This window comes from Streptomyces gobiensis (assembly GCF_021216675.1).
GTDB lineage: Bacteria > Actinomycetota > Actinomycetes > Streptomycetales > Streptomycetaceae > Streptomyces > Streptomyces gobiensis.
Genome location: NZ_CP086120.1, coordinates 118,325 through 143,618, shown reverse-complemented (window position 1 = coordinate 143,618; position 25,294 = coordinate 118,325). Strand labels below are relative to the sequence as shown.

The 25,294-nt window shown below is 69.9% G+C and carries 22 protein-coding genes; 20 read left to right on the top strand and 2 right to left on the bottom strand.

What is annotated here, in order from left to right; genetic code table 11:
* Positions 1–2: 2 nt before the first annotated feature.
* On the bottom strand, positions 3–2,252 hold the full coding sequence (locus tag test1122_RS00685; RefSeq protein ID WP_232267194.1) for an ATP-binding protein: 2,250 nt from the start codon (positions 2,250–2,252) through the stop codon (positions 3–5).
* A gap of 212 nt (positions 2,253–2,464) precedes the next feature.
* On the opposite strand from test1122_RS00685, the gene test1122_RS00680 reads away from it, so the two are divergent.
* The 14 genes from test1122_RS00680 (at position 2,465) to nusB (ending at position 15,824) form a co-directional block, all read left to right on the top strand.
* Complete coding sequence (locus test1122_RS00680; protein WP_232267193.1) at positions 2,465–2,905, top strand: DUF948 domain-containing protein; 441 nt, start codon at positions 2,465–2,467, stop codon at positions 2,903–2,905.
* Between the two features lie 9 nt (positions 2,906–2,914).
* On the top strand, positions 2,915–3,238 hold the full coding sequence (locus test1122_RS00675; RefSeq protein WP_232267192.1) for a DUF6167 family protein: 324 nt from the start codon (positions 2,915–2,917) through the stop codon (positions 3,236–3,238).
* Positions 3,238–5,907 carry an alanine--tRNA ligase gene (gene alaS, locus test1122_RS00670; RefSeq protein WP_232267191.1) on the top strand — a complete coding sequence of 890 codons (2,670 nt, stop codon included), beginning with the start codon at positions 3,238–3,240 and terminating at the stop codon, positions 5,905–5,907. The genes test1122_RS00675 and alaS overlap by 1 nt, the downstream gene beginning before the upstream one ends.
* Entirely contained in the window at positions 5,907–6,371 is a 465-nt protein-coding gene (ruvX, locus tag test1122_RS00665) for a Holliday junction resolvase RuvX (protein WP_232267190.1), read from the top strand. Before alaS ends, ruvX begins: the two co-directional genes overlap by 1 nt.
* Positions 6,372–6,460: 89 nt before the next feature.
* On the top strand, positions 6,461–8,035 hold the full coding sequence (gene mltG, locus test1122_RS00660) for an endolytic transglycosylase MltG (protein WP_232267189.1): 1,575 nt from the start codon (positions 6,461–6,463) through the stop codon (positions 8,033–8,035).
* On the top strand, positions 8,035–8,859 hold the full coding sequence (locus test1122_RS00655) for a shikimate dehydrogenase (protein WP_232267188.1): 825 nt from the start codon (positions 8,035–8,037) through the stop codon (positions 8,857–8,859). The genes mltG and test1122_RS00655 overlap by 1 nt, the downstream gene beginning before the upstream one ends.
* Before the next feature lie 412 nt (positions 8,860–9,271).
* On the top strand, positions 9,272–10,456 hold the full coding sequence (gene aroC / locus test1122_RS00650) for a chorismate synthase (RefSeq protein ID WP_232267187.1): 1,185 nt from the start codon (positions 9,272–9,274) through the stop codon (positions 10,454–10,456).
* The gene (locus test1122_RS00645) at positions 10,453–10,971 is read left to right on the top strand and encodes a shikimate kinase (protein ID WP_232267186.1); all 519 of its coding nucleotides are present in this window, start codon (positions 10,453–10,455) and stop codon (positions 10,969–10,971) included. The genes aroC and test1122_RS00645 overlap by 4 nt, the downstream gene beginning before the upstream one ends.
* Positions 10,968–12,062, top strand: coding sequence for a 3-dehydroquinate synthase (gene aroB / locus test1122_RS00640; protein WP_232267185.1), 1,095 nt, complete (start codon positions 10,968–10,970; stop codon positions 12,060–12,062). The genes test1122_RS00645 and aroB overlap by 4 nt, the downstream gene beginning before the upstream one ends.
* On the top strand, positions 12,059–12,508 hold the full coding sequence (gene aroQ, locus test1122_RS00635) for a type II 3-dehydroquinate dehydratase (protein WP_232267184.1): 450 nt from the start codon (positions 12,059–12,061) through the stop codon (positions 12,506–12,508). The genes aroB and aroQ overlap by 4 nt, the downstream gene beginning before the upstream one ends.
* A 245-nt stretch (positions 12,509–12,753) precedes the next feature.
* Positions 12,754–13,551, top strand: a complete 798-nt coding sequence (locus test1122_RS00630) for an AAA family ATPase (protein WP_232267183.1) — start codon at positions 12,754–12,756, stop codon at positions 13,549–13,551.
* A 72-nt stretch (positions 13,552–13,623) separates the two neighbouring features.
* Positions 13,624–14,745, top strand: coding sequence for an aminopeptidase P family protein (locus test1122_RS00625; protein ID WP_232267182.1), 1,122 nt, complete (start codon positions 13,624–13,626; stop codon positions 14,743–14,745).
* Positions 14,746–14,814: 69 nt separating this feature from the next.
* Positions 14,815–15,381 carry an elongation factor P gene (gene efp, locus test1122_RS00620; protein ID WP_232267181.1) on the top strand — a complete coding sequence of 189 codons (567 nt, stop codon included), beginning with the start codon at positions 14,815–14,817 and terminating at the stop codon, positions 15,379–15,381.
* 2 nt (positions 15,382–15,383) lie between these two features.
* Positions 15,384–15,824: a transcription antitermination factor NusB gene (nusB, locus tag test1122_RS00615; RefSeq protein ID WP_232267180.1), complete on the top strand. Its 441-nt coding sequence runs from the start codon at positions 15,384–15,386 to the stop codon at positions 15,822–15,824.
* A gap of 545 nt (positions 15,825–16,369) precedes the next feature.
* Here nusB and bldD read toward each other — a convergent pair.
* Entirely contained in the window at positions 16,370–16,870 is a 501-nt protein-coding gene (gene bldD / locus test1122_RS00610) for a transcriptional regulator BldD (RefSeq protein ID WP_232267179.1), read from the bottom strand.
* 199 nt (positions 16,871–17,069) lie between these two features.
* Between bldD and pyrR the strand changes: the two genes are divergently transcribed.
* From pyrR to carB, 6 genes are all read left to right on the top strand, one after another.
* Entirely contained in the window at positions 17,070–17,684 is a 615-nt protein-coding gene (pyrR, locus tag test1122_RS00605; protein WP_232267178.1) for a bifunctional pyr operon transcriptional regulator/uracil phosphoribosyltransferase PyrR, read from the top strand.
* A gap of 93 nt (positions 17,685–17,777) precedes the next feature.
* The gene (locus test1122_RS00600; RefSeq protein ID WP_232267177.1) at positions 17,778–18,767 is read left to right on the top strand and encodes an aspartate carbamoyltransferase catalytic subunit; all 990 of its coding nucleotides are present in this window, start codon (positions 17,778–17,780) and stop codon (positions 18,765–18,767) included.
* A 76-nt stretch (positions 18,768–18,843) separates the two neighbouring features.
* Positions 18,844–20,130 carry a dihydroorotase gene (locus test1122_RS00595; RefSeq protein ID WP_232267176.1) on the top strand — a complete coding sequence of 429 codons (1,287 nt, stop codon included), beginning with the start codon at positions 18,844–18,846 and terminating at the stop codon, positions 20,128–20,130.
* Between the two features lie 89 nt (positions 20,131–20,219).
* Positions 20,220–20,789 carry a PH-like domain-containing protein gene (locus test1122_RS00590; RefSeq protein ID WP_232271689.1) on the top strand — a complete coding sequence of 190 codons (570 nt, stop codon included), beginning with the start codon at positions 20,220–20,222 and terminating at the stop codon, positions 20,787–20,789.
* Positions 20,786–21,937: a glutamine-hydrolyzing carbamoyl-phosphate synthase small subunit gene (gene carA, locus test1122_RS00585; RefSeq protein ID WP_232267175.1), complete on the top strand. Its 1,152-nt coding sequence runs from the start codon at positions 20,786–20,788 to the stop codon at positions 21,935–21,937. The genes test1122_RS00590 and carA overlap by 4 nt, the downstream gene beginning before the upstream one ends.
* Positions 21,930–25,241, top strand: coding sequence for a carbamoyl-phosphate synthase large subunit (gene carB / locus test1122_RS00580; RefSeq protein WP_232267174.1), 3,312 nt, complete (start codon positions 21,930–21,932; stop codon positions 25,239–25,241). The genes carA and carB overlap by 8 nt, the downstream gene beginning before the upstream one ends.
* Positions 25,242–25,294: the final 53 nt, after the last annotated feature.

Sequence of the window (25,294 nt, the reverse complement as noted above, 5' to 3'; positions counted from 1 at the left end):
GCTCAGCCCTCCGCCTCCCCGCCGTTCACGGCCGGGGAGGCGGAGGGCTGATGTGCCGACGCGGTCCGTGCCGCAGGCACGGCTCCCCGGTGCCGGGACGGCTCCCGTACGCCCAGCACGCGCTCCACGGTCGCTGCCAGATCCAGCCGGGCACCCTCGCGCAGCAGCCGCTCGTACTCCACCGTGCCGAGCGCCGCACGGGCCCGCTCCTCGCACAGCACATGGGGCGCGTAGAAGTACCGGGAGCCGAACAGCTTCAGCCCCACCGATGGCCAGATCCGCCCGGCCGCGCCCTGCAGCACGGCCGCCTCAGCCGGGTCGCCCCGCGCCGAGGTGATCAGTGCCATCAGCTCCACGGCGAGTACCAGGCCGAGCAGATCGTGGAAGAGATGGTTGATGGCCAGACACTCTGCCAGCAGCTCCCGGGCCCTGTCCGGCTCGCCCCGGGCCCAGGCGGCATACGCCAGCACATAGCGCGCGTAGGCCAGCGTCCAGCGCTCGCCGTGGTCCTCGCAGACCTCCTGGACCTCCTCGCAGAGCGCGACCGCGCCCGCCAGATCCCCCTGGAAGGCCACCGCCATGGCGAGCTCGACCTGCCCCATGAGCACATTGCTGTTCAGCTCGCCGATCTCCCGGTACCGCGCCAGCGCGCCGCGGATCAGTTCCTCGGCACGCGGCATGTCGTCGGAGACCAGGGCGAGACAGCCGGTGCGGTGCTGGGCGTACGCGGCGGCCAGCCGGTTGCCGGTGAGCTCCGCCCCGTCACGGCACTCCTGAAGCGCTGCGAGCGCGCCGGCCGTATCGCCCTGCAGCACGGCCGTATAGCCCACCACCCAGAGCGCCTTCAGCCGGGAGTCACCGTGCTCCGAGGGCAGCTCAAGGGCGCGGTCCAGCCAGTGCCGCCCTTCGGCGAGCCGCCCGCAGCCGGCCCAGTAGAACCACAGGGTGCCCGCGAGGTACTGCCCCAGATGAGTGTCCTCCGTGCCTTCCAGGCTGAACTCCAGGGCGGCCCGCAGATTGGGCAGCTCGCTGTCGATCTGCTCCTTCACCTCCTCCTGCCGCGGGCTGAACCAGTCCAGCTCGCACCAGGTGGCCAGCCCCATGTACCAGTCACGGTGCCGCCGCCGCATCCGGGCGGTGTCCCCGAGCGTGTCCAGCCATCCGGCGCCATAGGCCCGTACGGTGTCGAGCATCCGGTAGCGCACCGCAGACCCCGCGGCGGTCCCCTCATCACGGATCACCACGGACTGCGCGACCAGCTCGGCCAGAACATCGATCAGCTCATCCGCGGGGAGATCCGGTCCCGAGCAGACATACTCAGCCGCCTCAAGATCGAAGTGCCCGGCGAAGACCGAGAGCCGGGCCCACAGCAGCCGCTCTTCGGGGGTGCACAGCTCATGGCTCCAGCCGATGGCCGTACGCAGCGTCTGATGGCGGGGCAGCGCCCCCCGGCTGCCACCGGTCAGCAGCCGGAAACGGTCATCCAGCCGCAGCAGCACCTGCCGTACGGACAGCGCGCGCAGCCGTCCGGCGGCCAGCTCCAGGGCCAGTGGGATCCCGTCCAGCTGATGGCACAGCTCGGCTACGTCCCGTACGTTCTCCGGCGTAACGGTGAACTCCGGCACCACAGCGGCGGCCCGGTCGGCGAAGAGCGCGACAGCGTCACCGGCCGCGTGCCCCTCACCGGCAGCGTCAGCGCCGCTGCTCCGGGGGGCCGGTGCGGGCATAGGGGCCAGGGGGTACGTCCGCTCGCCCGTCACACCCATCGGCCGCCGACCGGTGGCCAGCACCCGCAGGCCCGGCGCCTGGAGCAGCAGGGTGTGGGTGAGCGAGGCACACGCGTCGACAAGATGCTCGAACCCGTCCAGGACCAGCAGCGTCCGCCGCTCGGCAAGGTGGTCCACGAGTACGGAGCGCGGTGGCCGCCCGGTGGCGTCGGCCAGTCCCAGCGCCTCGCCGACCGCGTGCTCCAGCAGCCCGCCGTCCTGGAGCATGGACAGCTCCACCAGCCACACCCCATCGCGGAAGCGATCCTGTAGCTGCTCCGCCGCACGCACCGCGAGCCGGGTCTTGCCCACCCCGCCCACACCGGTGACCGTTACCAGCCGGCCGTCGGCGAGCTGCTGGTGTAACCGCTCCAGTTCGGTACGGCGGCCCACGAACTGATTGAGCTCCGCCGGCAGATTGCCCCGCGTGCGCCGGGGGGCGGGGGAGTCGCGGGAGCCTGGCTCGGGGCGCGGGATGCGTCGCATGGCACACGGAGCGTACTTGTTGGTAAGCGGACCGTACAATCGCCCAGGGCAGCCGGGGATTCCCGCCCGCTGAGCGCCGGGGGAATGCGGTAGGGACGCGGCGCCCGGCGCGATAAGGTCGGTATCTGCCGCCGTACCCGGCAGGCGCGCGACGAGCGGCGTCCAGGTGAGCGGCGGCCGACCCCCATACGACCCGAGGGAAGCGGTGCAGCGTGTCCGGTGGAGAGGTAGCCGGCCTCCTGGTGGCTGTCTTCTGGGCGATTCTGGTGTCGTTCCTCGCCGTGGTGCTGGTGAGGCTCGCGCAGACGCTCAAGGCCGCCACCAAGCTGGTGACGGGTGTGACGGAGCAGGCGGTCCCCCTCCTGGGCGAGGCGTCGGCGACCGTGCGCTCCGCGCAGACGCAGCTGGACCGGGTGGACGCCATCGCGTCCGATGTCCAGGAGGTCACCTCCAACGCCTCGGCGCTCTCCTCGACCGTCTCCACTGCTTTCGGCGGCCCGCTGGTGAAGGTCGCGGCGTTCGGCTACGGCGTGCGCCGCGCACTCGGCCGCAAGAGCACACCGGCCCCGCAGCCCCGGTCCACCGTCGTCGTCAGCCGGACCGTTCCGTCCGCCCGGCGCGGCGGGTGGCGGCGCCGCGGTGGAAAGGACTGATCAGCCACCATGTTCCGCCGCGCTTTCTGGTTCAGCGCGGGCGCCGCCGCAGGCGTCTGGGCCACCACCAAGGTCAACCGCAAGCTGCGCAGCCTCACCCCCGAGTCGCTTGCCGCACGCGCCGCCGGCAAGGCCGTTGACACCGGCCACCGGCTCAAGGAGTTCGCCCTCGACGTACGCGCCGGAATGACGCAGCGCGAGAGTGAGTTGAACGAAGCCCTGGGCCTCACCGCGGACCCCGACCACCCCGCACCCGTCAGGCAGCTGCCTGGCCAGGCCCGCCGAGCCCAGCTCGGCCCGATCAACCGTACGACCGGAAAAGAGGACCACTGATGGAGTCGGCTGAAATCCGCCGCCGCTGGCTGAGCTTCTTCGAGGAGCGTGGGCACATCGTCGTGCCGTCGGCGTCGCTGATCGCGGACGACCCGACGCTGCTGCTGGTCCCCGCCGGCATGGTCCCGTTCAAGCCGTACTTCCTCGGCGAGGTCGCCCCGCCCGCCCCGCGCGCCACCAGCGTGCAGAAGTGTGTCCGCACCCCGGACATCGAAGAGGTCGGCAAGACCACCCGGCACGGCACCTTCTTCCAGATGTGCGGCAACTTCTCCTTCGGCGACTACTTCAAGGAAGGCGCCATCAAGCTCGCCTGGGAGCTGCTGACCAGCTCCCAGGCGGACGGTGGCTACGGTCTGGACCCGGACAGGCTCTGGATCACCGTCTACGAGCTGGACGACGAGGCCGAGCGGATCTGGCGCGATGTCATCGGCGTCCCCACCGAGCGCATCCAGCGCCTGGGCATGGCCGACAACTACTGGTCCATGGGCGTCCCCGGCCCCTGCGGCCCCTGCTCCGAGATCAACTACGACCGCGGCCCCGAGTTCGGCGTCGAGGGCGGCCCCGCCGTCAACGACGAGCGGTATGTGGAGATCTGGAACCTAGTCTTCATGCAGTACGAGCGGGGCGCCGGCGAGAGCAAGGACGACTTCCCGATCCTCGGTGAGCTGCCCAGCAAGAACATCGACACCGGCCTCGGCCTTGAGCGTCTCGCCATGATCCTGCAGGGCGTGCGCAATATGTACGAGACCGACACCCTGCGCGTCGTGATCGACAAGGCCACCGAGCTCACCGGCGTCCGCTATGGCGCGAACGAGGACACGGACGTCGCCCTGCGCGTGGTCGCCGACCATATGCGCACCTCCGTGATGCTCATCGGTGACGGCGTCACCCCCGGCAATGAGGGCCGTGGCTATGTGCTGCGCCGCATCATGCGCCGGGCCATCCGCAATATGCGCATCCTGGGCTCGGACGGCCCCGTCGTCGGCGAGCTCGTCGATGTCGTGCTCAAGACGATGGGCCAGCAGTACCCGGAGCTGCTGACCGACCGCAAGCGCGTCGAGACCGTCGCGCTCGCCGAGGAAGCCGCCTTCCTCAAGACCCTCAAGGCCGGCACCAACATCCTCGACACCGCCGTCACCGAGACCAAGGCGAGCGGCGGCAAGGTGCTCCCCGGCGACAAGGCGTTCCTGCTCCACGACACCTGGGGCTTCCCGATCGACCTCACCCTCGAGATGGCCGCCGAGCAGGGCCTGACCGTGGACCAGGAGGGCTTCCGCACCCTCATGGAGGAGCAGCGGGAGCGGGCCAAGGCCGACGCCAGGGCCAAGAAGACCGGCCACGCCGATGTCTCCGCCTACCGTGAGGTCGCCGACGCCGCGGGCGCCACCGAGTTCACCGGCTACACCCACACCGACGGCGAGGCCACCCTCGTCGGCCTGCTGGTGAACGGCGTCTCCTCGCCCGCCGCCCATGAGGGCGACGAGGTCGAGGTCGTACTGGACCGCACCCCGTTCTACGCCGAGGGCGGTGGCCAGCGCGCCGACACGGGCCGTATCAAGCTGGATTCCGGTGCCGTCGTCAAGGTCCGCGATGTCCAGCAGCCGGTCCCCGGGGTCAGCGTGCACAAGGGCGTGGTCCAGGTCGGTGAGGTCACCGTCGGCTCGGGCGCCTACTGCCATATCGACGTGGGCCGCCGCCGGGCCATCGCCCGCGCCCACAGCGCCACCCACCTCACCCACCAGGCGCTGCGTGACGCCCTTGGACCGACCGCCGCCCAGGCCGGTTCGGAGAACTCGCCCGGCCGCTTCCGCTTCGACTTCGGCTCACCGACCGCTGTGCCCGGTACGGTCCTCAACGACGTCGAGCAGAAGATCAATGAGGTGCTCGGCCGCGAACTCGACGTCCACGCCGAGGTCATGAGCATGGACGAGGCCAAGAAGCAGGGCGCCATCGCCGAGTTCGGCGAGAAGTACGGCGACCGGGTGCGCGTGGTCACCATCGGCGACTTCTCCAAGGAGCTGTGCGGCGGCACCCACGTCCACAACACCGCCCAGCTCGGCCTGGTCAAGCTGCTCGGCGAATCCTCCATCGGTTCCGGCGTGCGCCGGGTCGAGGCCCTCGTCGGCACCGACGCCTACAACTTCCTGGCCAGGGAGCACACGGTCGTCGCTCAGCTCACCGAGCTGATCAAGGGACGCCCGGAGGAGCTGCCGGAGAAGATCTCCGGGATGCTCAGCAAGCTCAAGGACGCCGAGAAGGAGATCGAACGCTTCCGCGCGGAGAAGGTCCTGCAGGCCGCCGGCGGCCTGGCCGAGGGCGCCAGGGACATCCGTGGCGTGGCGCTGGCCAGCGGCCGCGTGCCGGACGGCACCAGCGCCGACGACCTGCGCAAGCTGGTCCTCGATGTACGCCACCGCATTCCGGGCGACCGTCCGGCTGTGGTGGCCCTCTTCACCGTGGTCAAGGACCGTCCGCTGACCGTCATCGCCACCAATGAGGCCGCCCGCGAGCGTGGCCTCAAGGCCGGTGACCTGGTCCGTACCGCCGCCAAGACCCTCGGCGGCGGCGGTGGCGGCAAGCCGGATGTCGCCCAGGGCGGTGGCCAGGACCCGGCCGCCATCGATGAGGCGCTTGCCGCCGTTGAGCGCCTGGTGGCGGAGAGCGCCTGATGCGGCGCGGCAGACGGCTCGCCGTCGATGTAGGGGACGCCCGTATCGGGGTCGCGAGCAGTGACCCCGACGGGCTCCTCGCCACGCCCGTCGAGACCGTACCGGGACGCGATATCCCGGCCGCCCAGCGGCGGCTGGCCGAACTCGTCGCTGAGTATGAGCCCCTTGAGGTCGTCATAGGGCTCCCGCGTTCCCTCAACGGGCGTGAGGGCCCGGCGGCGGCCAAGGTCCGCGCCTTCGCCCAGGAAACCGCCCAGCGGATCGCCCCCGTTCCGGTACGCCTGGTGGATGAGCGCATGAGCACGGTCACCGCCGCACAGTCCATGCGCGCATCCGGGGTGAACGCCAGGAAGGGCCGCGCCCGTATAGACCAGGCAGCCGCGGTAGTCATCCTGCAGAGCACCCTGGAGACCGAACGGGTGTCAGGCCAGCCGCCGGGGCAGTGCGTCGAAGTGGTTGTCTGATCGCCGTACGGTAACGTTCCGCGCGACACGGCAACTGTTCGAACGCCGTCCGAGCCAGGACAGTTGCCGCAGCACGGCATAGGGGACAGATGACTGAGTATGGCCGGGGCCCAGGCTCCCAACCGTGGCACCCCGAGGACCCGCTCTATGGGGACCGGGCATGGGACGGCGCGCAGCAGAGCAGCTGGGACTCCTACGGCGGCCAGCAGCAACCGCAGGAGCCGTACTACCCCCAACAGCCCCAGCACCCCCAGCATCCCCAACAGCCTCAGGAACATCAGCAGACTCCGTACGGGAACTGGGACGGCAGCCAGGGCGGGACGGACCAGTTCTACGGCGCGGGGGTCGGCGACCCCTACGGCCAGCAGCCACCCCCCAACCCCTACGGCCAGCAGCCCGACTACTACGGCACCCCGGACGCGTATCCGCCGCCCCGGCCCCAGCGGCAGCGGACGGCGGAGCCGGGACCGGACCCGGACACCGGCTGGGACCCCGGACCCGACGAGGGCGAACACGCCTTCTTCGCCGACCGGGACGAGGACGACGACGATGATGAGCCGCCCACCCGGGGCGGCCGTCGGAGCGGTCGCTCCCGGCGCGGCAGCGTCAAGCGCAAGAGCGGCTGCGCCTGCATGGTTGTCGCCCTCGTCCTCACGGGCGGCGTCGGCACCGGCGCCTACTACGGCTATACGTTCTACAACAGCCATTTCGCGGACGCGCCCGACTACGCCGGACAGGGCACCGGCGAGGTCCATATCGAGATCCCGCCGGAGTCCACGGTTTCCCAGATGGGCAACATCCTCAAGCGTGAGGGTGTGGTGAAGAGCCATGACGCGTTCGTCGCCGCGGCCAGGAACAACACCAAGGCGCAGACCATTCAGGCTGGCACCTATGTCCTGCGCAAGGAGATGTCCGCGGCCGCGGCCCTGACCATGATGCTCGACCCGGCCAGCCAGTCCGGCCTCATCATTCCGGAAGGAATGCGCGCCTCGGCGATCTACAAACTGATCGACGAGAAGACCGAATCCCCAGCAGGCACCACCAAGAAGGCCGCCAAGTCCGCGAATCTGGCCCTGCCCGAGTGGGCGGGCGGCAAAGTGGAGGGCTTCCTCTTCCCGGCGAAATACAGTGTCGGCAAGAAGACCGAGCCCAAGGCCGTGCTCAAGGAGATGGTGAAGCGGTCCAAGGCCGAGTTCAAGAAGGTGGAGTCGGACGCGAAGAAGGTCGGCCTGACCCCGTTCGAAGTTCTCACCGTAGCCTCCCTCATTCAGGCCGAGGCGCAGGATGACGAGGACTTCGGCAAGGTCTCCCGGGTCGTCTACAACCGTCTGAAACCCGATAACACGGCGACGAACGGAAAGCTCGACTTCGACTCGACCATCAACTACGCGCTGGGCCGGTCCACCCTGGACGTCACCGTGAACGACACCAAGCTCAAGTCGCCGTACAACACCTATCGGCACCCGGGGCTGCCGCCAGGCCCGATCGGTAACCCCGGCCACCAGGCCATCGACGCGGCGCTCAACCCGACCAAGGGTGACTGGCTGTACTTCGTCACCGTCAAACCCGGCGACACCCGCTTCTCCGTCACCCTAGAGGAGCACAACGAACATGTGCGGGAGTTCAACGAGGAGCAGCGCAAGAAGAGGGAGAACGACGGCTGATGTCCGACGGTAAGCGCGCCGCTGTCCTTGGCTCGCCGATCGCCCACTCACTCTCGCCGGTGCTGCACCGCGCGGCCTATGCGGAGCTGGGGCTGACCGACTGGACATATGACCGGTTCGAGGTCGACGAAGAGGGCATCGGGCCATTCCTCAGCGGCCTGGGCGAGGACTGGGCCGGGCTTTCCCTCACCATGCCGCTGAAGCGGGCCGTCATCCCGTTCCTGCACGAGGTCAGTGAGACCGCCGCTGCCGTGGAGGCGGTCAATACCGTGGTCTTCACCGACGACGGGCGGCGGCTCGGTGACAACACCGACATCCCCGGGATGGTCGCCGCGCTGCGCGAGCGCGGCGTCGAGCGGGTCGAGCGGGCCGCCATCCTCGGCGCCGGTGCCACCGCCTCCTCGGCGCTGGCCGCCCTGTCCCGAATCTGCACCGGCGAGGTCACCGCCTATGTACGCAGCGAGGCCCGCGCCGCCGAGATGCGCGGCTGGGGCGCCCGGCTGGGCGTGCCCGTACGCACCGCCGACTGGTCGGACGCCCAGCAGGCACTGAGCGCACCACTGGTCATCGCCACCACCCCGGCGGGCACCACCGACGCCCTCGCCCCGGCCGTCCCCGAGCACCCCGGCACCCTCTTCGACGTGCTCTACGACCCCTGGCCCACCCCCCTGGCCGCCGCCTGGAGCGACCGTGGCGCTTCGGTCGTCGGCGGCCTGGACCTCCTCGTCCACCAGGCGGTCCTCCAGGTGGAGCAGATGACCGGCTGCTCCCCGGCCCCCCTGGCCGCCATGCGCAAAGCAGGCGAATCCGCCCTAACCCAGTAAGCACCCCACCAGTGTTGTGGGCACTCTCCCCCAGCTAACGCTGGGAGGTGCCCCCAGCCCCGCGAGGGGCGTGGGCCCGCCCTGCTACGCAACCACCCACCCACACCAGCCACGACGCTCCGGCCCACCCCGGGGCGGAGCTCGCGACGCTTGGTGGGCACAACACCCGGCCACCGGCCGCACCGGGGGCCCCGGGGCGGAGCCCCGGTTTCCGGGAAGGGGCGGGAATCGGGGAACCCCTCCCCCCCCCAGGCACGGGGCTGACTGCGCGGGCCTGGCCCGGCAACAGGGCAGGCCGGGGAGCCACCGCCGGGGGACTACGTCCGTACGCTGGACGTGACACGGGACGGTCACCGGCTCGTGGGAGGATCAAGGCGAGCATTCGCACGGCCGAAGTTACCGAGGAGCACCGTTGAGCAGGTTGCGCTGGCTGACCGCGGGGGAGTCACACGGCCCCGCACTGGTGGCGACGCTGGAGGGGCTGCCCTCCGGTGTGCCGGTTACCACCGAAATGGTGGCGGACGCCCTGGCACGGCGGCGGCTCGGCTACGGCCGCGGCGCGCGGATGAAGTTCGAGCGCGATGAGGTCACCTTCCTCGGCGGGGTCCGGCACGGCCTGACCATGGGATCGCCGGTGGCCATCATGGTCGGCAACACCGAGTGGCCCAAGTGGGAGAAGGTCATGGCGGCCGACCCGGTCGACCCGGCCGAGCTCGCCAAGCTGGCCCGTAACGCCCCGCTGACCCGGCCCAGGCCCGGCCACGCGGACCTGGCCGGGATGCAGAAGTACGGTTTCGACGAGGCCCGCCCCGTCCTGGAGCGCGCCTCCGCCCGGGAGACCGCGGCCCGGGTGGCGCTGGGCACCGTGGCCCGCTCCTACCTCAAGGAGACCGCGGGCATCGAGATCGTCTCGCATGTCGTCGAGCTGGGCGCGGCCAAGGCGCCGTACGGTCAGGTGCCCGTCCCCGGGGACGTGGCGAAGCTGGACGCCGACCCGGTGCGCTGTCTGGACGCGGACGCCAGCAAGGCGATGGTCGCCGAGATCGACCAGGCCCACCAGGACGGCGACACCCTCGGCGGCGTCGTCGAGGTGGTCGCCCATGGGGTGCCGGTCGGCCTGGGCTCGCATGTCCACTGGGACCGCCGGCTGGACGCCCGGCTCGCCGGAGCCCTGATGGGCATCCAGGCCATCAAGGGCGTCGAGGTCGGCGACGGCTTCGAACTCGCCCGGGTGCCCGGCTCCAAGGCGCACGATGAGATCCTGCCCACCGAAGACGGCATCCGCCGCGCCTCCGGCCGCTCCGGCGGCACCGAGGGGGGACTGTCCACGGGTGAACTCCTGCGCGTACGGGCCGCGATGAAGCCGATCGCCACCGTGCCCCGGGCGCTGGCCACCGTCGATGTCACCACCGGCGAGGCGACCCAGGCACACCACCAGCGCTCGGACGTCTGCGCCGTCCCGGCCGCCGGGATCGTCGCCGAGGCCATGGTCGCCCTCGTCCTCGCCGACGCCGTCGCGGAGAAGTTCGGCGGCGACAGCGTGACCGAGACCCGCCGCAATGTCACCGGCTTCCTCGACCATCTGGAGATCAAGTGACCCATGGCCCGGCCGTCGTCCTGGTGGGCCCGCCCGGCGCGGGCAAGACCACCATCGGCGCCCTGCTCGCCCAGCGGCTCGGCGTCGGGATGCGGGACACCGACACTGATATCGAGGAGACGGCGGGAAAGCCGATCCCGGACATCTTCCTCGACCAGGGCGAGCCGCACTTCCGGGAGCTGGAGCGGCAAGCGGTGCGTACCGCCGTCACCGAACACGACGGAGTGCTCTCGCTGGGCGGCGGCGCCGTCATGGACGCGTCCACCCGCGCCCTGCTGGCCGGACTGCCCGTCGTCTTCCTGGACGTCGCACTCGCCGACGCCGTCCGGCGCGTCGGCCTGGACGCCCCCCGCCCGCTGCTCGCCATCAACCCCCGCCAGCAGTGGCGCACCCTGATGGAACAGCGCCGCCCGCTGTACACCGAGGTCGCCCGCGCCGTCGTCAGCACCGAGGGCCGCAGCCCCGAAGAGGTCGCCGAAGCGGTCCTCGACGCATTGGAGCTCAAGCAAGCATGACCACTTCAGCCACCACCCGGATCACCGTCGGCGGCAGCGCGGGCACCGCGCCCTATGACGTCCTCATCGGGCGGCAGCTGCTCGGTGAACTCCCCGGCCTCATCGGCAAGGCAGCCCAGCGCGTGGCCGTGCTGCACCCCGAAGCCCTCGCCGAGACCGGCGAGGTACTCCGCGAGGACCTGGCCGCACAGGGCTATGAGGCCATCGCCATCCAGCTGCCCAACGCGGAGGAGTCCAAGACCGTCGAGGTCGCCGCCTACTGCTGGAAGGCGCTTGGCCAGACCGGTTTCACCCGTACCGATGTGATCGTCGGTGTCGGCGGCGGAGCGACCACCGATGTCGCGGGTTTTGTCGCCGCCACCTGGCTGCGCGGGGTGCGCTGGATCGCCCTGCCCACCACCGTGCTCGGTATGGTCGACGCCGCGGTGGGCGGCAAGACCGGCATCAACACCGCCGAGGGCAAGAACCTGGTGGGTGCCTTCCACCCGCCAGCCGGGGTGCTGTGCGACCTCGCCGCCCTGGACTCGCTGCCCGTGCATGACTATGTGAGCGGACTCGCCGAGATCATCAAGGCGGGCTTTATCGCCGACCCCGTCATCCTCGATCTCATCGAGGAAGACCCCCAGGCGGCCCGTACCCCCGCCGGTCCGCACACCGCCGAGCTCATCGAGCGTTCCATCAAGGTCAAGGCCGAGGTCGTCTCCAGCGACCTCAAGGAGTCCGGGCTCCGCGAGATCCTCAACTACGGGCACACCCTCGCCCACGCCATCGAGAAGAACGAGCGCTATGAGTGGCGGCACGGTGCCGCCGTCGCCGTCGGCATGGTCTTCGCCGCCGAACTCGGCCGTATCGCCGGACGGTTGGACGATGCCACCGCCGACCGGCACCGCACGGTGCTGGAGTCGGTCGGGCTGCCCATCACCTACCGCGGCGACCAGTGGCCCAAGCTCCTGGAGACCATGAAGGTCGACAAGAAGACCCGCGGCGACCGGCTGCGTTTCATCGTCCTCGACGGCCTCGCCAGGCCGACGGTCCTGGAAGGCCCCGACCCGGCCATGCTGCTCGCCGCACACGCGGAGATCGCCGCATGAGCGAGCAGGGACGCCGGGTCTATGTCCTCAACGGCCCCAACCTCGGTCGCCTCGGCTCCCGGGAGCCCGATGTCTATGGCTCCACCTCCTACGCCGGGCTGGTGGAGCAGTGCACCACGCTCGGCAAGGAGCTGGGCTTCGCCGTGGAGGTCCGGGAGACCAACGACGAGGGCGAGATGATCCGCTGGCTCCATGAAGCCGCGGACGGCTCGATTCCGGTCATCATCAACCCCGGAGCGTTCACGCACTACTCCTACGCGATGCGGGACGCCGCCGCCCAGCGCACCGCCCCGCTGATCGAGGTGCACATCTCCAACCCGTACACCCGGGAGGAGTTCCGGCACACCTCGGTCATCGCGGCCATCGCCAGCGGCACCGTGGCGGGCTTCGGCATCGGCTCCTACCGTCTCGCCCTGCGTGCGCTGGCCGACGAGCTGAAGGAATGACCCGCCCACCCGTGGGCCGGCGGTTGGCGCTTCGCAAAGCAGCCGCTGCCGAGGTCCGCACACCCTGCGGTGGTCACCCCGCCCGCTGGTCGCCTGGCTGTCGCGACCCACATAAGCTGTCAGGTCAAGGAGCGGGCCACCGCCCTGACTTGAGGCCAGGGGTCTTCTCACCAGAGGCCACGTAACAGCAGATCGCAGACGCAGGCGCCGAGGCAGTGCCCGTAAGGAACGGAGTAGGGGACCGTATGCAGCACCACGGGGCGCAGCCGCCCGTCCCTCGCCCCGACTCCGTCCAGGGGCACCCCCACGGCCACCCGCCGCAGCCAGCGCAGCCGCCCGCGGCCCCCGGCTGGACCGGTCCGGCAGCCCCGGCCTCCCTTCCCCAGCCGCCGGCCGCCGAGACGACCGGCCACATCCAGCTGCCGCCCGGCGGCCCGGTGCAGATACCTTCCCCCGCCGCTGACCCGGCCTCCCTGGACGCCGCCCAGGCGGCCGTCGCGGTGCTGCTCATCGGGCCGGCCGGCGCGGGCAAAACCACCGTGGCCCGGCACTGGGCCGGACGCCGCCGCGTCCCCACCGCGCACATCAGCCTCGACGATGTCCGGGAGTGGGTCCGCTCCGGCTTCGCCGACCCCCAGTCGGGCTGGAACGACCACTCGGAGGCCCAGTACCGGCTGGCCCGTCGCACCTGCGGCTTCGCCGCCCGTAACTTCCTGGCCAACCACATCTCCTGCATCCTCGACGACGCCGTCTTCCCCGACCGCCCCGTCGTCGGCCTGGGCGGCTGGAAGCGCCATGTGGGCCCCGGTCTGATTCCTGTGGTGCTGCTGCCCGGGCTGGAGATCGTCCTGGAGCGCAACGCCGAGCGCACCGGCAACCGTCGCCTCACGGACGAGGAAGTGGCCCGGATCCACGGCCGGATGGCGGGCTGGTACGGCTCCGGGCTGCCCATCATCGACAACTCCCGGCACGACGTGGAGACCACCGCCCGGATGCTTGACGAGGTCGTCGCCCGCAGCCTCGCCAGCCCGCCGAGCTGGTAGGCCTCCCTTGGGCTGCCCATACGGCCCAGCTCAACCGGACGCGCCGGTCCAGCCAGCCGTAGGCTCGGGGATATGTCCGAGGTGCACCTGGCCCGCCGCTCCCGCCTCCGCGACCGCTGCGCGGCGAACGCGGTGGGCGGCAGCACGGCCGTGTTGGTCTCCAGCCCCGCCAACATCCGCTATCTCACCGGCTGCGCCCCGCGGGGCGCAGCGCTGCTGCTCGGCGCTGATGGCCGGGACACCCTGCTGACCCTGCCGGATCCCGCCGCCGGGCCACAGGGCCTGCCCGAACCCGCCGATGAGCTGCGCGCCCTCATCCTGCCCGGTGCGGACGGCGATCCGGCGGTGGCCGCCGCCGAACTGGCGGCGAACACGGGCAGCGGAGTGCTGGCCGTCGAGGAGCACCACCTCACCGTGGCCCGGCACCGGGCGCTGGCATCGGTGGCGCCCCGGCTGCGGCTGGTGGACCTCGGCGGCGCTGTGGAGCAGCAGCGCCTCATCAAGGATGACGAGGAGATCGCCGCCCTGCGGATCGCCGCGGAGATCACCGACCAGGCGCTGGGCGAGCTCCTGGAATCCATCCTGGTGGGCCGTACCGAGCGCCATCTCGCGCTGGAGCTGGAGCGCCGACTGATCGACCACGGCGCCGACGGCCCGGCCTTCCCCACCTCAGTGGCCACCGGACGGCACTCCGGGCTTCCCGCGCATACACCGACCGACCGCCGGGTGGAGGAGGGCGACTTCCTCTCTGTCCGGCTCGGTGCGCGCTACGGCGGCTACCGCTGCCAGATCGGCCGTACGTTCGTGATCGGCACCGCTCCCGCCGACTGGCAGGTCAACCTCTACAACGTGGTGTTCGCCGCGCAGCGGGCGGGCCGGGAAGCCCTCGTTCCGGGTACCGAGTGCCGTGCTGTGGACCGTGCCGCGCGGCAAGTGCTGGACGCCGCCGGGTATGGTGAGGCACTTGGCGCCCGCATCGGGCACGGTGTCGGGCTCGAAATCGGTGAGGACCCTCGGCTGTCACCTGCGGCCATGGGTAAACTGGACGCTTGTGTGCCGGTCACCGTCGAACCGGGGGTCCACCTCCCGGGTCGGGGCGGCGTCCGGATTGATGACACACTCGTCGTCCGCCCACCGGCAGACGGCGGGCCCGAGCTACTTACCATCACGACCAAAGAGCTGCTCGCCCTCTAGCCCGAAGCCGGGCCGGGGTTCCGAAAGGCCTTGGTCTCCGAAGCAGCAGTCTCAGGAGAATCCGCGACAGTGGCCACCACGAACGACCTCAAGAACGGCATGGTGCTCAAGCTCGAGGGGGGCCAGCTCTGGTCCGTTGTCGAGTTCCAGCACGTCAAGCCCGGTAAGGGCCCTGCCTTCGTGCGCACCAAGCTGAAGAACGTACTGTCCGGCAAGATCGTCGACAAGACCTTCAACGCCGGCACGAAGGTCGAGACGGCCACCGTGGACCGCCGCACCATGCAGTTCTCGTACATGGACGGCGAGTACTTCGTCTTTATGGACATGGACACCTACGACCAGCTCCATGTGGAGCCGAAGGTCGTCGGCGATGCCGCCAACTACCTGATCGAGGGCTTTGAGGCCACGGTGGCGATGTACGAGGGCAACCCGCTCTCCGTCGAGCTGCCCGCGGCCGTCGAGCTCACCATCGAGCACACCGAGCCGGGCGTCCAGGGCGACCGCTCCACCGGCGGCACCAAGCCCGCCAAGCTGGAGACCGGTTACGAGATCGGTGTGCCGCTCTTCATCACCACCGGTGAGAAGATCAAGGTCGACACCCGTTCCGGCGATTACCTCGGCCGGGTGACCAGCTAACCGTGGCAGCTCGCAGCAAGGCCCGTAAGCGTGCCTTCCAGATCCTCTTCGAGGCCGACCAGCGTGGCAGCACTGTCACGGGCGTCCTCGCGGACTGGATCAGGCACGCGCGGACCGACGACCGCCAGCCCCCCGTCAGCGAGTACACGATGCAGCTGATCGAGGGGTACGCCGAGCGTACGGACCGTATTGATGAGCTGATCGCCACCTATGCGGTCGGCTGGACCCTCGACCGGATGCCGGTCGTGGACCGCAACATTCTGCGGCTCGGCGCCTACGAGCTGATCTGGGAGGACGCCATTCCGGACGCCGTGGTGCTGGATGAGTGTGTGCAGCTGGCCAGGGAATTCTCCACGGACGAATCCCCAGCCTTCATCAACGGCCTCCTCGGCCGCCTGAAGGAACTGAAACCAACCCTCCGCCACGACACCACCCCTTCTTGACGGCGCCCACCGTTTCTTAACGGCGTCCTCGCATTGTTCGGCCCCGGGGGGCCTCACAAGCTTCGGCCGCCTGCGCCGGACTCCGTCCGTCGGTGGTTGTGGCTGAGCGCCGCTGTCAGCGGTGGGGATTCCCCTCACCCGGCCCCTCCCCGAAACTGGGGGCTGCCGCCCCCAGGCCCGCGAGGTGTTGTGGGCACTCGGTCCGCCCGAGGGGCGGAACGGGTGGGCACAACACCGGGCCACCGGCCCGCACCGGCCAACCCCGGGGCCCCGGGGCGCAAGCCCCGGTTACGGGAAGGGGCGGGGTACGGGGGAGCCCACCCACGGCACCCCGCAGCCGGGGGAAGCTCCGCCGTGCGGCGGAGCCGCATATCGGTACAGCCGGGAAGGGGCGGGGTACGGGGAAACCCACCCACCGCACCCCGCAGCCGGGCGGAGCCCCGCCGCGGGGCGGAGCCGCACCCGTAGGAACAGCGGACCGCAAACGCAGAAACCGCCGCCCCGGCCGGGGCGGCGGCACGTTTCTGCTTCGGCTGGACCAGCCGTCAGACCTCCTCATGGGAGACCGCCCGACGCGCATCCGCGTCAAGCACCCCCCAGCTGATCAGCTGCTCGGTGAGGACCGACGGCGACTGGTCATAGATGACGGCGAGCGTGCGCAGATCGTCCTGGCGGATCGACAGCACCTTGCCGTTGTAGTCACCGCGCTGGCTCTGGATCGTCGCCGCGTACCGCTGCAACGGGCCCGCCTTGTCGGACGGAACGTGCGACAGCCGCTCCAGATCGAGGACCAGCTTCGGCGGCGGCTCGGCGGCCCCGCCAGGGGTGGTGCCCGGCAGCAGCTCCTGCACCGGGACGCCGTAGAAGTCCGCCAGCTCGGCGAGACGCTGTACGGTCACCGCACGGTCGCCACGCTCGTACGAGCCCACCACGACCGCCTTCCAGCGGCCCTGGGACTTCTCCTCGACACCGTGGAGGGAGAGGCCCTGCTGGGTGCGGATGGCACGGAGCTTGGCTCCGAGCTGTTTGGCGTATTCGCTGGACATAAGGCTCCCCGGATGAGGTTTTCGTAACTCACTGTGATGTTACGCAGCGTAATATGCGGCGTCAAGCCGAAACCGATGTTCCCCCCTCCGACCAGGGGCGATGCAGAGGAGGGCGCAGCCTCCTGGTACGGTTGACAGCGCATAATTCCGACGTCCTTTAAGGCCCGTCCCGTGAGGCGGGGAAGGAGGTCCGTCACGCATGGACAGCAACAGCTCCACTCCGGCGCGCCCCGTGCTCGAGGCTCCGGATATCGCACGGGTCCTGACCCGTATCGCCCACGAGATCGTCGAGCGTGCCAAAGGCGCCGACGATGTAGTGCTGCTCGGCATCCCCACCCGAGGTGTTCACCTCGCCCATCGGCTGGCCGGCAAGCTCGAAGAGATCACCACACGACCCACGCCGGTCGGCTCACTCGACATCACCATGTACCGCGACGATCTGCGTCTCGGTCCAGCCCGCACCCTCGCCCGTACCGACATCCCGGGTGACGGCATCGACGGCCGGCTGGTGATTCTCGTTGACGATGTGCTCTTCTCCGGCCGCACCATCCGCGCCGCGCTTGACGCCCTGAACGACATCGGTCGCCCGCGCGCCGTGCAGCTGGCCGTTCTTGTCGACCGTGGCCACCGCGAACTGCCCATCCGCGCCGACTATGTCGGCAAGAACCTGCCCACGTCCCTGCGGGAGACAGTCAGGGTCCAGCTCGATGAGGAAGACGGCCGCGATGGCGTGCTGCTCGGCGAGCGAAGCGAGGTGGGGGTCCCCCCGGCCGAAGGCCGGGAGAGCGAAACCACCCCGGTCGGCGAGCAGTAGCGCACTCCCGTACGGCCCACGACAGCTGGCCCATCGGCCGCGCCTGCCTGCCCGCACGTCAGCACCCTCCAGAACCCCACGGAGCCAGTACAGATGAAGCGCCACCTCATCTCGGCCGCCGACCTCACTCGCGATGACGCCGTCCTGATCCTCGACACCGCCGAGGAGATGGCCCGGCTCGCCGACCGGCCGATCAAGAAGCTGCCGACCCTGCGCGGCCGCACCATCGTCAACCTCTTCTTCGAGGACTCCACCCGGACCCGGATCTCCTTCGAAGCCGCGGCCAAGCGGCTCTCCGCCGATGTCATCTCCTTCTCCGCCAAGGGCTCGTCGGTCTCCAAGGGCGAATCCCTCAAGGACACCGCGCTCACCCTGGAGGCGATGGGCGCCGACGCCGTCGTCATCCGGCACCATGACTCCGGCGCCCCGCACCGGCTGGCCACCTCGGGCTGGATCGGCGGCTCCGTCGTCAACGCCGGCGACGGCACCCATGAACACCCCACCCAGGCACTGCTCGACGCCTTCACCATGCGCCGCCATCTGGGCCAGGGCACCGGCAGCGACCTCGCCGGGCGGCGCGTCACCATCGTCGGCGACATCCTGCACAGCCGGGTCGCCCGCTCCAATGTCCATCTGCTGAGCGCGCTCGGTGCCGATGTCACCCTGGTCGCCCCGCCGACCCTGGTGCCCATCGGAGTCGGACACTGGCCCTGCGAGGTGTCGTACGACCTCGACTCCGTCCTCGCCAAGTCCGATGCGGTGATGATGCTGCGCGTCCAGCGCGAGCGGATGAACGCCGCCTTCTTCCCCACCGAGCGCGAGTATGCCCGCCGCTACGGCCTCGACGGTGAGCGGATGGCCCGGATGCCCGAGCACGCCATCGTCATGCACCCGGGTCCGATGAACCGCGGCATGGAGATCACCGCCGATGTCGCCGACTCGCCGCGCTGTACGGCCGTCGAGCAGGTGACCAACGGCGTCAGTATCCGGATGGCCGTCTTCTATCTGCTGCTCGGCGGCGCCGAGCCCGCCGTGAGCGAGCCCGCCGCCCCGGCTCTTACTCGTACCGAGGAGAGCAGTTGACGTCCGGCCACCGCGCATACCACCGAATCGGTGACGGTCCGCGTCACCTTGACCACAGACTGCGACAGAGGTAGGCATGAGCAAGATCCTGATCCGCGGGGCGAAGGTACTCGACGGCGAGCCGCAGGACGTTCTGATCGATGGCGAGACCATCACCGAGGTGGGTGCCGCACTCTCCGCCACAGGTGCCCGGGTCATCGAGGCGGACGGCCAGATCCTGCTGCCGGGCCTGGTCGATCTGCACACCCATCTGCGCGAGCCGGGCCGCGAGGACTCCGAGACCGTACTCACCGGCACCCGGGCCGCCGCCGTCGGTGGCTACACCTCCGTGCACGCCATGGCCAACACCTTTCCCGTCGCTGACACCGCCGGAGTTGTCGAGCAGGTCTGGCGGCTCGGCAGGGAATCCGGCTACTGCGACGTCCAGCCGGTCGGTGCCGTCACCGTCGGCCTGGAGGGCAAGAAGCTCGCCGAGCTGGGCGCGATGCATGACTCGGCGGCGGGCGTCAAGGTCTTCTCCGACGACGGCAAGTGTGTCGACGACGCCGTGATCATGCGCCGCGCCCTGGAGTACGTCAAGGCCTTCGACGGCCTGATCGCCCAGCACGCCCAGGAGCCGCGGCTGACCGAGGGCGCTCAGATGAACGAGGGCATCGTCTCCGCCGAGCTGGGCCTGGGCGGCTGGCCCGCGGTCGCCGAGGAGTCGATCATCTCCCGCGATGTGCTGCTCGCCGCGCATGTCGGTTCCCGGGTGCACATCTGCCACCTGTCCACCGCCGGATCTGTGGAGATCGTCCGCTGGGCCAAGTCCAAGGGGTGGAACGTCACCGCCGAGGTCACCCCGCACCACCTGCTGCTCACCGATGAGCTCGTACGGTCCTACAACCCCGTCTACAAGGTGAACCCGCCGCTGCGTACCGAGGCCGACGTCATGGCCCTGCGCGAGGCGCTGGCCGACGGCACCATCGACTGCGTCGCCACCGACCATGCCCCGCACCCGCATGAGGACAAGGACTGCGAGTGGGGCGCCGCCGCCATGGGCATGGTGGGCCTGGAGACCGCGCTCTCCGTCGTTCAGCACACCATGGTCGAGACCGGTCTGCTCGACTGGGCGCAGGTCGCCGACCGGATGTCCTTCCGGCCGGCCCGGATCGGCCGCCTCACCGGCCAGGGCCGCCCCGTCTCGGCTGGTGAGCCCGCCAACCTCACCCTGGTCGATTCGGCATACCGTGGTCAGGTGGACCCTGCGGGCTTCGCCTCCCGCAGCCGCAATACCCCCTATCAGGGACGCGAGCTGCCGGGCCGCGTCACACACACCTTCCTGCGGGGCCGGGCAACGGTCGTGGATGGGAAGCTGGCGTGAATCCTTCGGTACTGATTCTCCTCGCTGATGGCGCAGCTGACGGCACAGTCGAGCGGAAGTCGCAGGAGGTAACCGACTGGGCCGCGCGTATGGGCTGGGTCGTTGGCCTGCTGCTGTTCATCGCGCTGCTCTACTGGCTGATGCGGGAGGGCTGGAAGTGGCGCGGAACCCTGCAGGGCGACCTTCCTGAGCTGGCCGCCGTCCCCGAGGACGCGGGCACGCCGGAGCTCACCCTGTCCGGCCGCTATCACGGCTCCACCACCGCGGGACAGTGGCTCGACCGCATCGTCGCTCACGGCCTGGGCACCCGCAGCCGCGCCGAGCTCACCCTGACGGAGCAGGGCCTGAGCGTCGTACGGCCCGGGGCGGTGGACTTCTTCGTCCCGGTCGCAGCGCTGCGCGGTGCCCGGCTGGACAAGGGCATCGCGGGCAAGGTCCTCACCGAGGGCGGTCTGCTGGTGATCACCTGGCAGCACGGCGAGCGGCAGCTGGACTCCGGTTTCCGTGCCGACCACCCCGCCGAGCACACGGCCTGGGTTGAAGCCCTCAACGGACTCACGCACAACCAGAACGCAGTCTCCCGGGGGACGACCCCCGTAACCCCCGCAGCAGTCCCCCGGGGGACGACCCCCGTAACCCCCGAAGAAGGTGCACGATGACGACCGCCACCCGAGGAGCCTTGCGGGCTCCCGCCGTACTTGTCCTGGAGGACGGCCGTTCCTTCCGTGGCCGTGCTTACGGTGCCGTGGGGGAGACCTTCGGCGAGGCCGTGTTCTCCACCGGTATGACCGGTTACCAGGAGACCCTGACCGATCCCTCGTACCACCGCCAGGTGGTCGTCATGACCGCCCCGCACGTCGGCAACACCGGAGTCAACGACGAGGACCCCGAGTCCAAGCGGATCTGGGTCTCCGGTTATGTGGTCCGCGAGCCCGCCCGTATCCCCTCCAACTGGCGCTCGGTGCGCACCCTGGACGAGGAGCTCGCCGCCCAGGGCGTCGTGGGGATCAGCGGAATTGACACCCGCGCGCTCACCCGCCATCTGCGTGAGCGCGGCGCCATGCGGGTCGGTATCTTCTCCGGCCCCGCTCTCGACGGTCCGGCCGGCGAAGCCGGTCTGCTCGCCAAGGTGCAGGCGTCCCCCCAGATGAAGGGCGCCGACCTGTGCGGTGAGGTCACCACCGGTGAGCCGTACACCGTCCCGGCCATCGGCACGAAGAGGTTCACCGTCGCCGCCGTCGACCTCGGTATCAAGGGCATGACCCCGCACCGGATGGCCGAGCGCGGCATCGAGGTGCGTGTCCTCCCGGCGAACGCCACCATCGAGGACATCTACGCCCTCAGCCCCGACGGTGTGTTCTTCTCCAACGGACCTGGTGACCCCGCCACCGCCGATCACCCGGTCGCCCTGATGCGGGGTGTCCTGGAGCGGAAGACCCCGCTGTTCGGTATCTGCTTCGGCAACCAGATCCTGGGCCGGGCGCTCGGCTTCGGTACCTTCAAGCTGAAGTACGGCCACCGCGGTATCAACCAGCCGGTACAGGACCGTACGACCGGCAAGGTCGAGGTCACCGCGCACAACCACGGCTTCGCCGTCGACGCCCCGCTCGACAAGGTCTCCGACACCCCCTACGGCCGGGCCGAGGTCTCCCACGTCTGCCTCAACGACAACGTGGTGGAGGGCCTTCAGCTGCTCGACCAGCCCGCGTTCAGCATCCAGTACCACCCCGAAGCGGCCGCCGGTCCGCACGACGCCGCCTACCTGTTCGACCGCTTCGTATCCCTGATGGAGGGCCAGCGTGCCTAAGCGCACCGATATCCAGTCCGTCCTGGTCATCGGCTCCGGCCCGATCGTGATCGGCCAGGCCGCGGAGTTCGACTACTCAGGCACTCAGGCGTGCCGTGTCCTCAAGTCCGAGGGTCTGCGGGTGATCCTGGTCAACTCCAACCCGGCCACGATCATGACGGACCCGGAGATCGCCGACGCCACCTACGTCGAGCCGATCACCCCGGAGTTCGTTGAGAAGATCATCGCCAAGGAGCGGCCTGACGCGCTGCTGCCCACCCTTGGTGGGCAGACCGCGCTCAACACCGCCATCTCCCTCCATGAGTCGGGCACCCTCGCCACATACGGCGTCGAGCTGATCGGCGCCAAGGTCGAGGCGATCCACAAGGGCGAGGACCGCGACCAGTTCAAGGAGGTCGTCAAGGCCGTCCACGCCAAGATCGGCCACGGCGAGTCCGCCCGCTCGGTCATCTGCCACTCGATGGAGGAGGTCCTGGCGGGTGTCGAGGAGCTCGGCGGCTACCCGGTCGTCGTCCGCCCCTCCTTCACCATGGGCGGCGCGGGCTCCGGCTTCGCGCACAACGAAGAGGAGCTGCGCCGTATCGCCGGGCAGGGCCTCACCCTCTCACCGACCACCGAGGTGCTTCTGGAGGAGTCCATCCTCGGCTGGAAGGAGTACGAGCTCGAGCTGATGCGCGACAAGCACGACAATGTCGTGGTCGTCTGCTCGATTGAGAACTTCGACCCGATGGGCGTGCACACCGGTGACTCCATCACCGTCGCCCCGGCGATGACCCTCACCGACCGTGAGTACCAGACCCTGCGCGACATCGGGATCGCCGTGATCCGCGAGGTCGGCGTCGACACCGGCGGCTGCAACATCCAGTTCGCCGTCAACCCCGACGACGGCCGGGTCATCGTCATCGAGATGAACCCACGCGTCTCGCGGTCCTCGGCGCTCGCCTCCAAGGCGACCGGCTTCCCGATCGCCAAGATCGCCGCCCGGCTCGCCGTCGGCTATACGCTCGATGAGATCCCCAACGACATCACCGAGAAGACCCCGGCCTCCTTCGAGCCCACTCTCGACTATGTCGTCGTCAAGGCCCCGCGCTTCGCCTTCGAGAAGTTCCCGGCCGCCGACTCCACCCTCACCACCACCATGAAGTCGGTGGGCGAGGCCATGGCGATCGGCCGTAACTTCCCCGAGGCGCTGAACAAGGCGCTGCGCTCCCTGGAGAAGAAGGACAGCCAGTTCGACTTCGTCAGCGAGGTGGGCGAGAAGGACGTACTGCTGGCCGAGTCGAGGCGTCCCACCGACGGCCGGATCAATACCGTCATGGCGGCCATCCGCGCCGGAGCCACCCCACAGGAGATCTTCGACGCCACAAAGATCGACCCCTGGTTCACTGACCAGCTCTTCTTGATCAAGGAGATCGCCGACGAGCTGACCGCCGCCCGGCTGCTGGAACCGGAGCTGCTGGCCAAGGCCAAGCGCTACGGCTTCTCCGACTCCCAGATCGCCGCCATCCGTGGTCTGCGCGAGGATGTGGTGCGCGAAGTGCGGCACGCCCTGGGCGTCCGGCCGGTCTACAAGACGGTCGACACCTGCGCCGCCGAGTTCGCCGCCCGCACCCCGTACTTCTACTCCTCCTACGACGAGGAGTCCGAGGTCGCACCGCGGAACAAGCCCGCTGTGATCATTCTCGGCTCGGGTCCCAACCGCATCGGCCAGGGCATCGAGTTCGACTACTCCTGTGTGCACGCCTCCTTCGCGCTGAGCGACGCGGGCTATGAGACCGTGATGGTCAACTGCAACCCGGAGACCGTCTCCACCGACTACGACACCTCCGACCGGCTCTACTTCGAGCCGCTCACCCTGGAGGACGTACTGGAGATCGTCCACGCCGAGCAGCAGGCAGGGCCGGTCGCGGGCGTCATCGTCCAGCTGGGCGGCCAGACCCCACTCGGCCTGGCCCAGGCGCTCAAGGACAACGGCGTCCCGATCGTGGGCACCTCGCCCGAGGCGATCGACCTCGCCGAGGAGCGCGGCGCGTTCGGCCGCGTTCTCACCGAAGCGGGGCTGCCCGCCCCGAAGTACGGCACCGCCTACTCCTTCGCCGAGGCCAAGACCATCGCCGCCGAGATCGCCTATCCGGTCATGGTCCGGCCCTCCTATGTGCTGGGCGGCCGTGGCATGGAGATCGTCTACGACGAGCCCTCGCTGGCCGAGTACCTCACCCGGCACGCGGGCCTGATCTCCGAGCATCCGGTCCTCATCGACCGCTTCCTCGATGACGCCATCGAAATCGATGTCGACGCCCTCTATGACGGCCAGGAGCTCTACCTCGGCGGCGTCATGGAGCACATCGAGGAGGCCGGTATCCACTCCGGTGACTCCGCCTGCGCGCTGCCCCCCATCACCCTGGGCGGCTTCGACATCAAGCGGCTGCGTGCCTCCACCGAGGCCATCGCCCGGGGTGTGGGGGTCCGGGGGCTGATCAACATCCAGTTCGCGATGGCCGGGGACATCCTCTACGTCCTGGAGGCCAACCCACGCGCCTCGCGCACCGTCCCGTTCACCTCCAAGGCCACCGCTGTCCCCCTGGCCAAGGCCGCCGCCCGCATCTCGCTGGGCGCCACCATCGCTGAGCTGCGCGCCGAGGGCATGCTGCCCGGCAGCGGGGACGGCGGCACGCTGCCGCTGGACGCGCCGATCTCCGTCAAGGAGGCCGTGATGCCGTGGTCGCGGTTCCGCGATGTGCACGGACGCGGCGTGGACACCGTGCTGGGCCCGGAGATGCGCTCCACCGGCGAGGTCATGGGCATCGACGCGGTCTTCGGCACCGCCTACGCCAAGTCACAGGCCGGGGCGTATGGCGCCCTGCCCACCAAGGGCCGTGCCTTTGTCTCGGTCGCCAACCGGGACAAGCGCTCGATGATCTTCCCGGCGCGGGAGCTGGTGGGTCTCGGCTTTGAGCTGCTGGCCACCTCCGGCACCGCGGAGGTCCTCAAGCGCAACGGCATCAACGCCACCGTCGTGCGCAAGCAGAGCGAAGGCGAGGGGCCGCAGGGGGAGAGGACCATCGTCCAGCTCATCCACGATGGCGAGGTCGACCTGATCATCAACACCCCCTACGGCACCGGTGGCCGTCTGGACGGCTACGACATCCGTACCGCCGCCGTCGCCCGCGCCGTCCCCTGCCTTACCACCGTCCAGGCCCTCGCCGCCGCCGTCCAGGGCATTGAGGCGCTGGGCCGTGGCGAGGTCGGCGTCCGTTCCCTGCAGGAGCACGCGGAGCACCTGATCACCGCCCGCCAGGAGTAAGGCGCCCGAGGGGGACACCGATCCGGTGTCCCCCTCGCCATGAGCCCGCCCTC

Bases quoted from the DNA above. Each gene is read 5' to 3' on its own strand.
- test1122_RS00685 (WP_232267194.1), bottom strand. From the start codon at position 2,252: ATGCGACGCATCCCGCGCCCCGAGCCAGGCTCCCGCGACTCCCCCGCC.
- test1122_RS00675 (WP_232267192.1), top strand. From the start codon at position 2,915: ATGTTCCGCCGCGCTTTCTGGTTCAGCGCGGGCGCCGCCGCAGGCGTC.
- alaS (WP_232267191.1), top strand. From the start codon at position 3,238: ATGGAGTCGGCTGAAATCCGCCGCCGCTGGCTGAGCTTCTTCGAGGAG.
- ruvX (WP_232267190.1), top strand. From the start codon at position 5,907: ATGCGGCGCGGCAGACGGCTCGCCGTCGATGTAGGGGACGCCCGTATC.
- mltG (WP_232267189.1), top strand. From the start codon at position 6,461: ATGACTGAGTATGGCCGGGGCCCAGGCTCCCAACCGTGGCACCCCGAG.
- test1122_RS00655 (WP_232267188.1), top strand. From the start codon at position 8,035: ATGTCCGACGGTAAGCGCGCCGCTGTCCTTGGCTCGCCGATCGCCCAC.
- aroB (WP_232267185.1), top strand. From the start codon at position 10,968: ATGACCACTTCAGCCACCACCCGGATCACCGTCGGCGGCAGCGCGGGC.
- aroQ (WP_232267184.1), top strand. From the start codon at position 12,059: ATGAGCGAGCAGGGACGCCGGGTCTATGTCCTCAACGGCCCCAACCTC.
- test1122_RS00630 (WP_232267183.1), top strand. From the start codon at position 12,754: ATGCAGCACCACGGGGCGCAGCCGCCCGTCCCTCGCCCCGACTCCGTC.
- test1122_RS00625 (WP_232267182.1), top strand. From the start codon at position 13,624: ATGTCCGAGGTGCACCTGGCCCGCCGCTCCCGCCTCCGCGACCGCTGC.
- bldD (WP_232267179.1), bottom strand. From the start codon at position 16,870: ATGTCCAGCGAATACGCCAAACAGCTCGGAGCCAAGCTCCGTGCCATC.
- pyrR (WP_232267178.1), top strand. From the start codon at position 17,070: ATGGACAGCAACAGCTCCACTCCGGCGCGCCCCGTGCTCGAGGCTCCG.
- test1122_RS00600 (WP_232267177.1), top strand. From the start codon at position 17,778: ATGAAGCGCCACCTCATCTCGGCCGCCGACCTCACTCGCGATGACGCC.
- test1122_RS00595 (WP_232267176.1), top strand. From the start codon at position 18,844: ATGAGCAAGATCCTGATCCGCGGGGCGAAGGTACTCGACGGCGAGCCG.
- test1122_RS00590 (WP_232271689.1), top strand. From the start codon at position 20,220: ATGGGCTGGGTCGTTGGCCTGCTGCTGTTCATCGCGCTGCTCTACTGG.
- carA (WP_232267175.1), top strand. From the start codon at position 20,786: ATGACGACCGCCACCCGAGGAGCCTTGCGGGCTCCCGCCGTACTTGTC.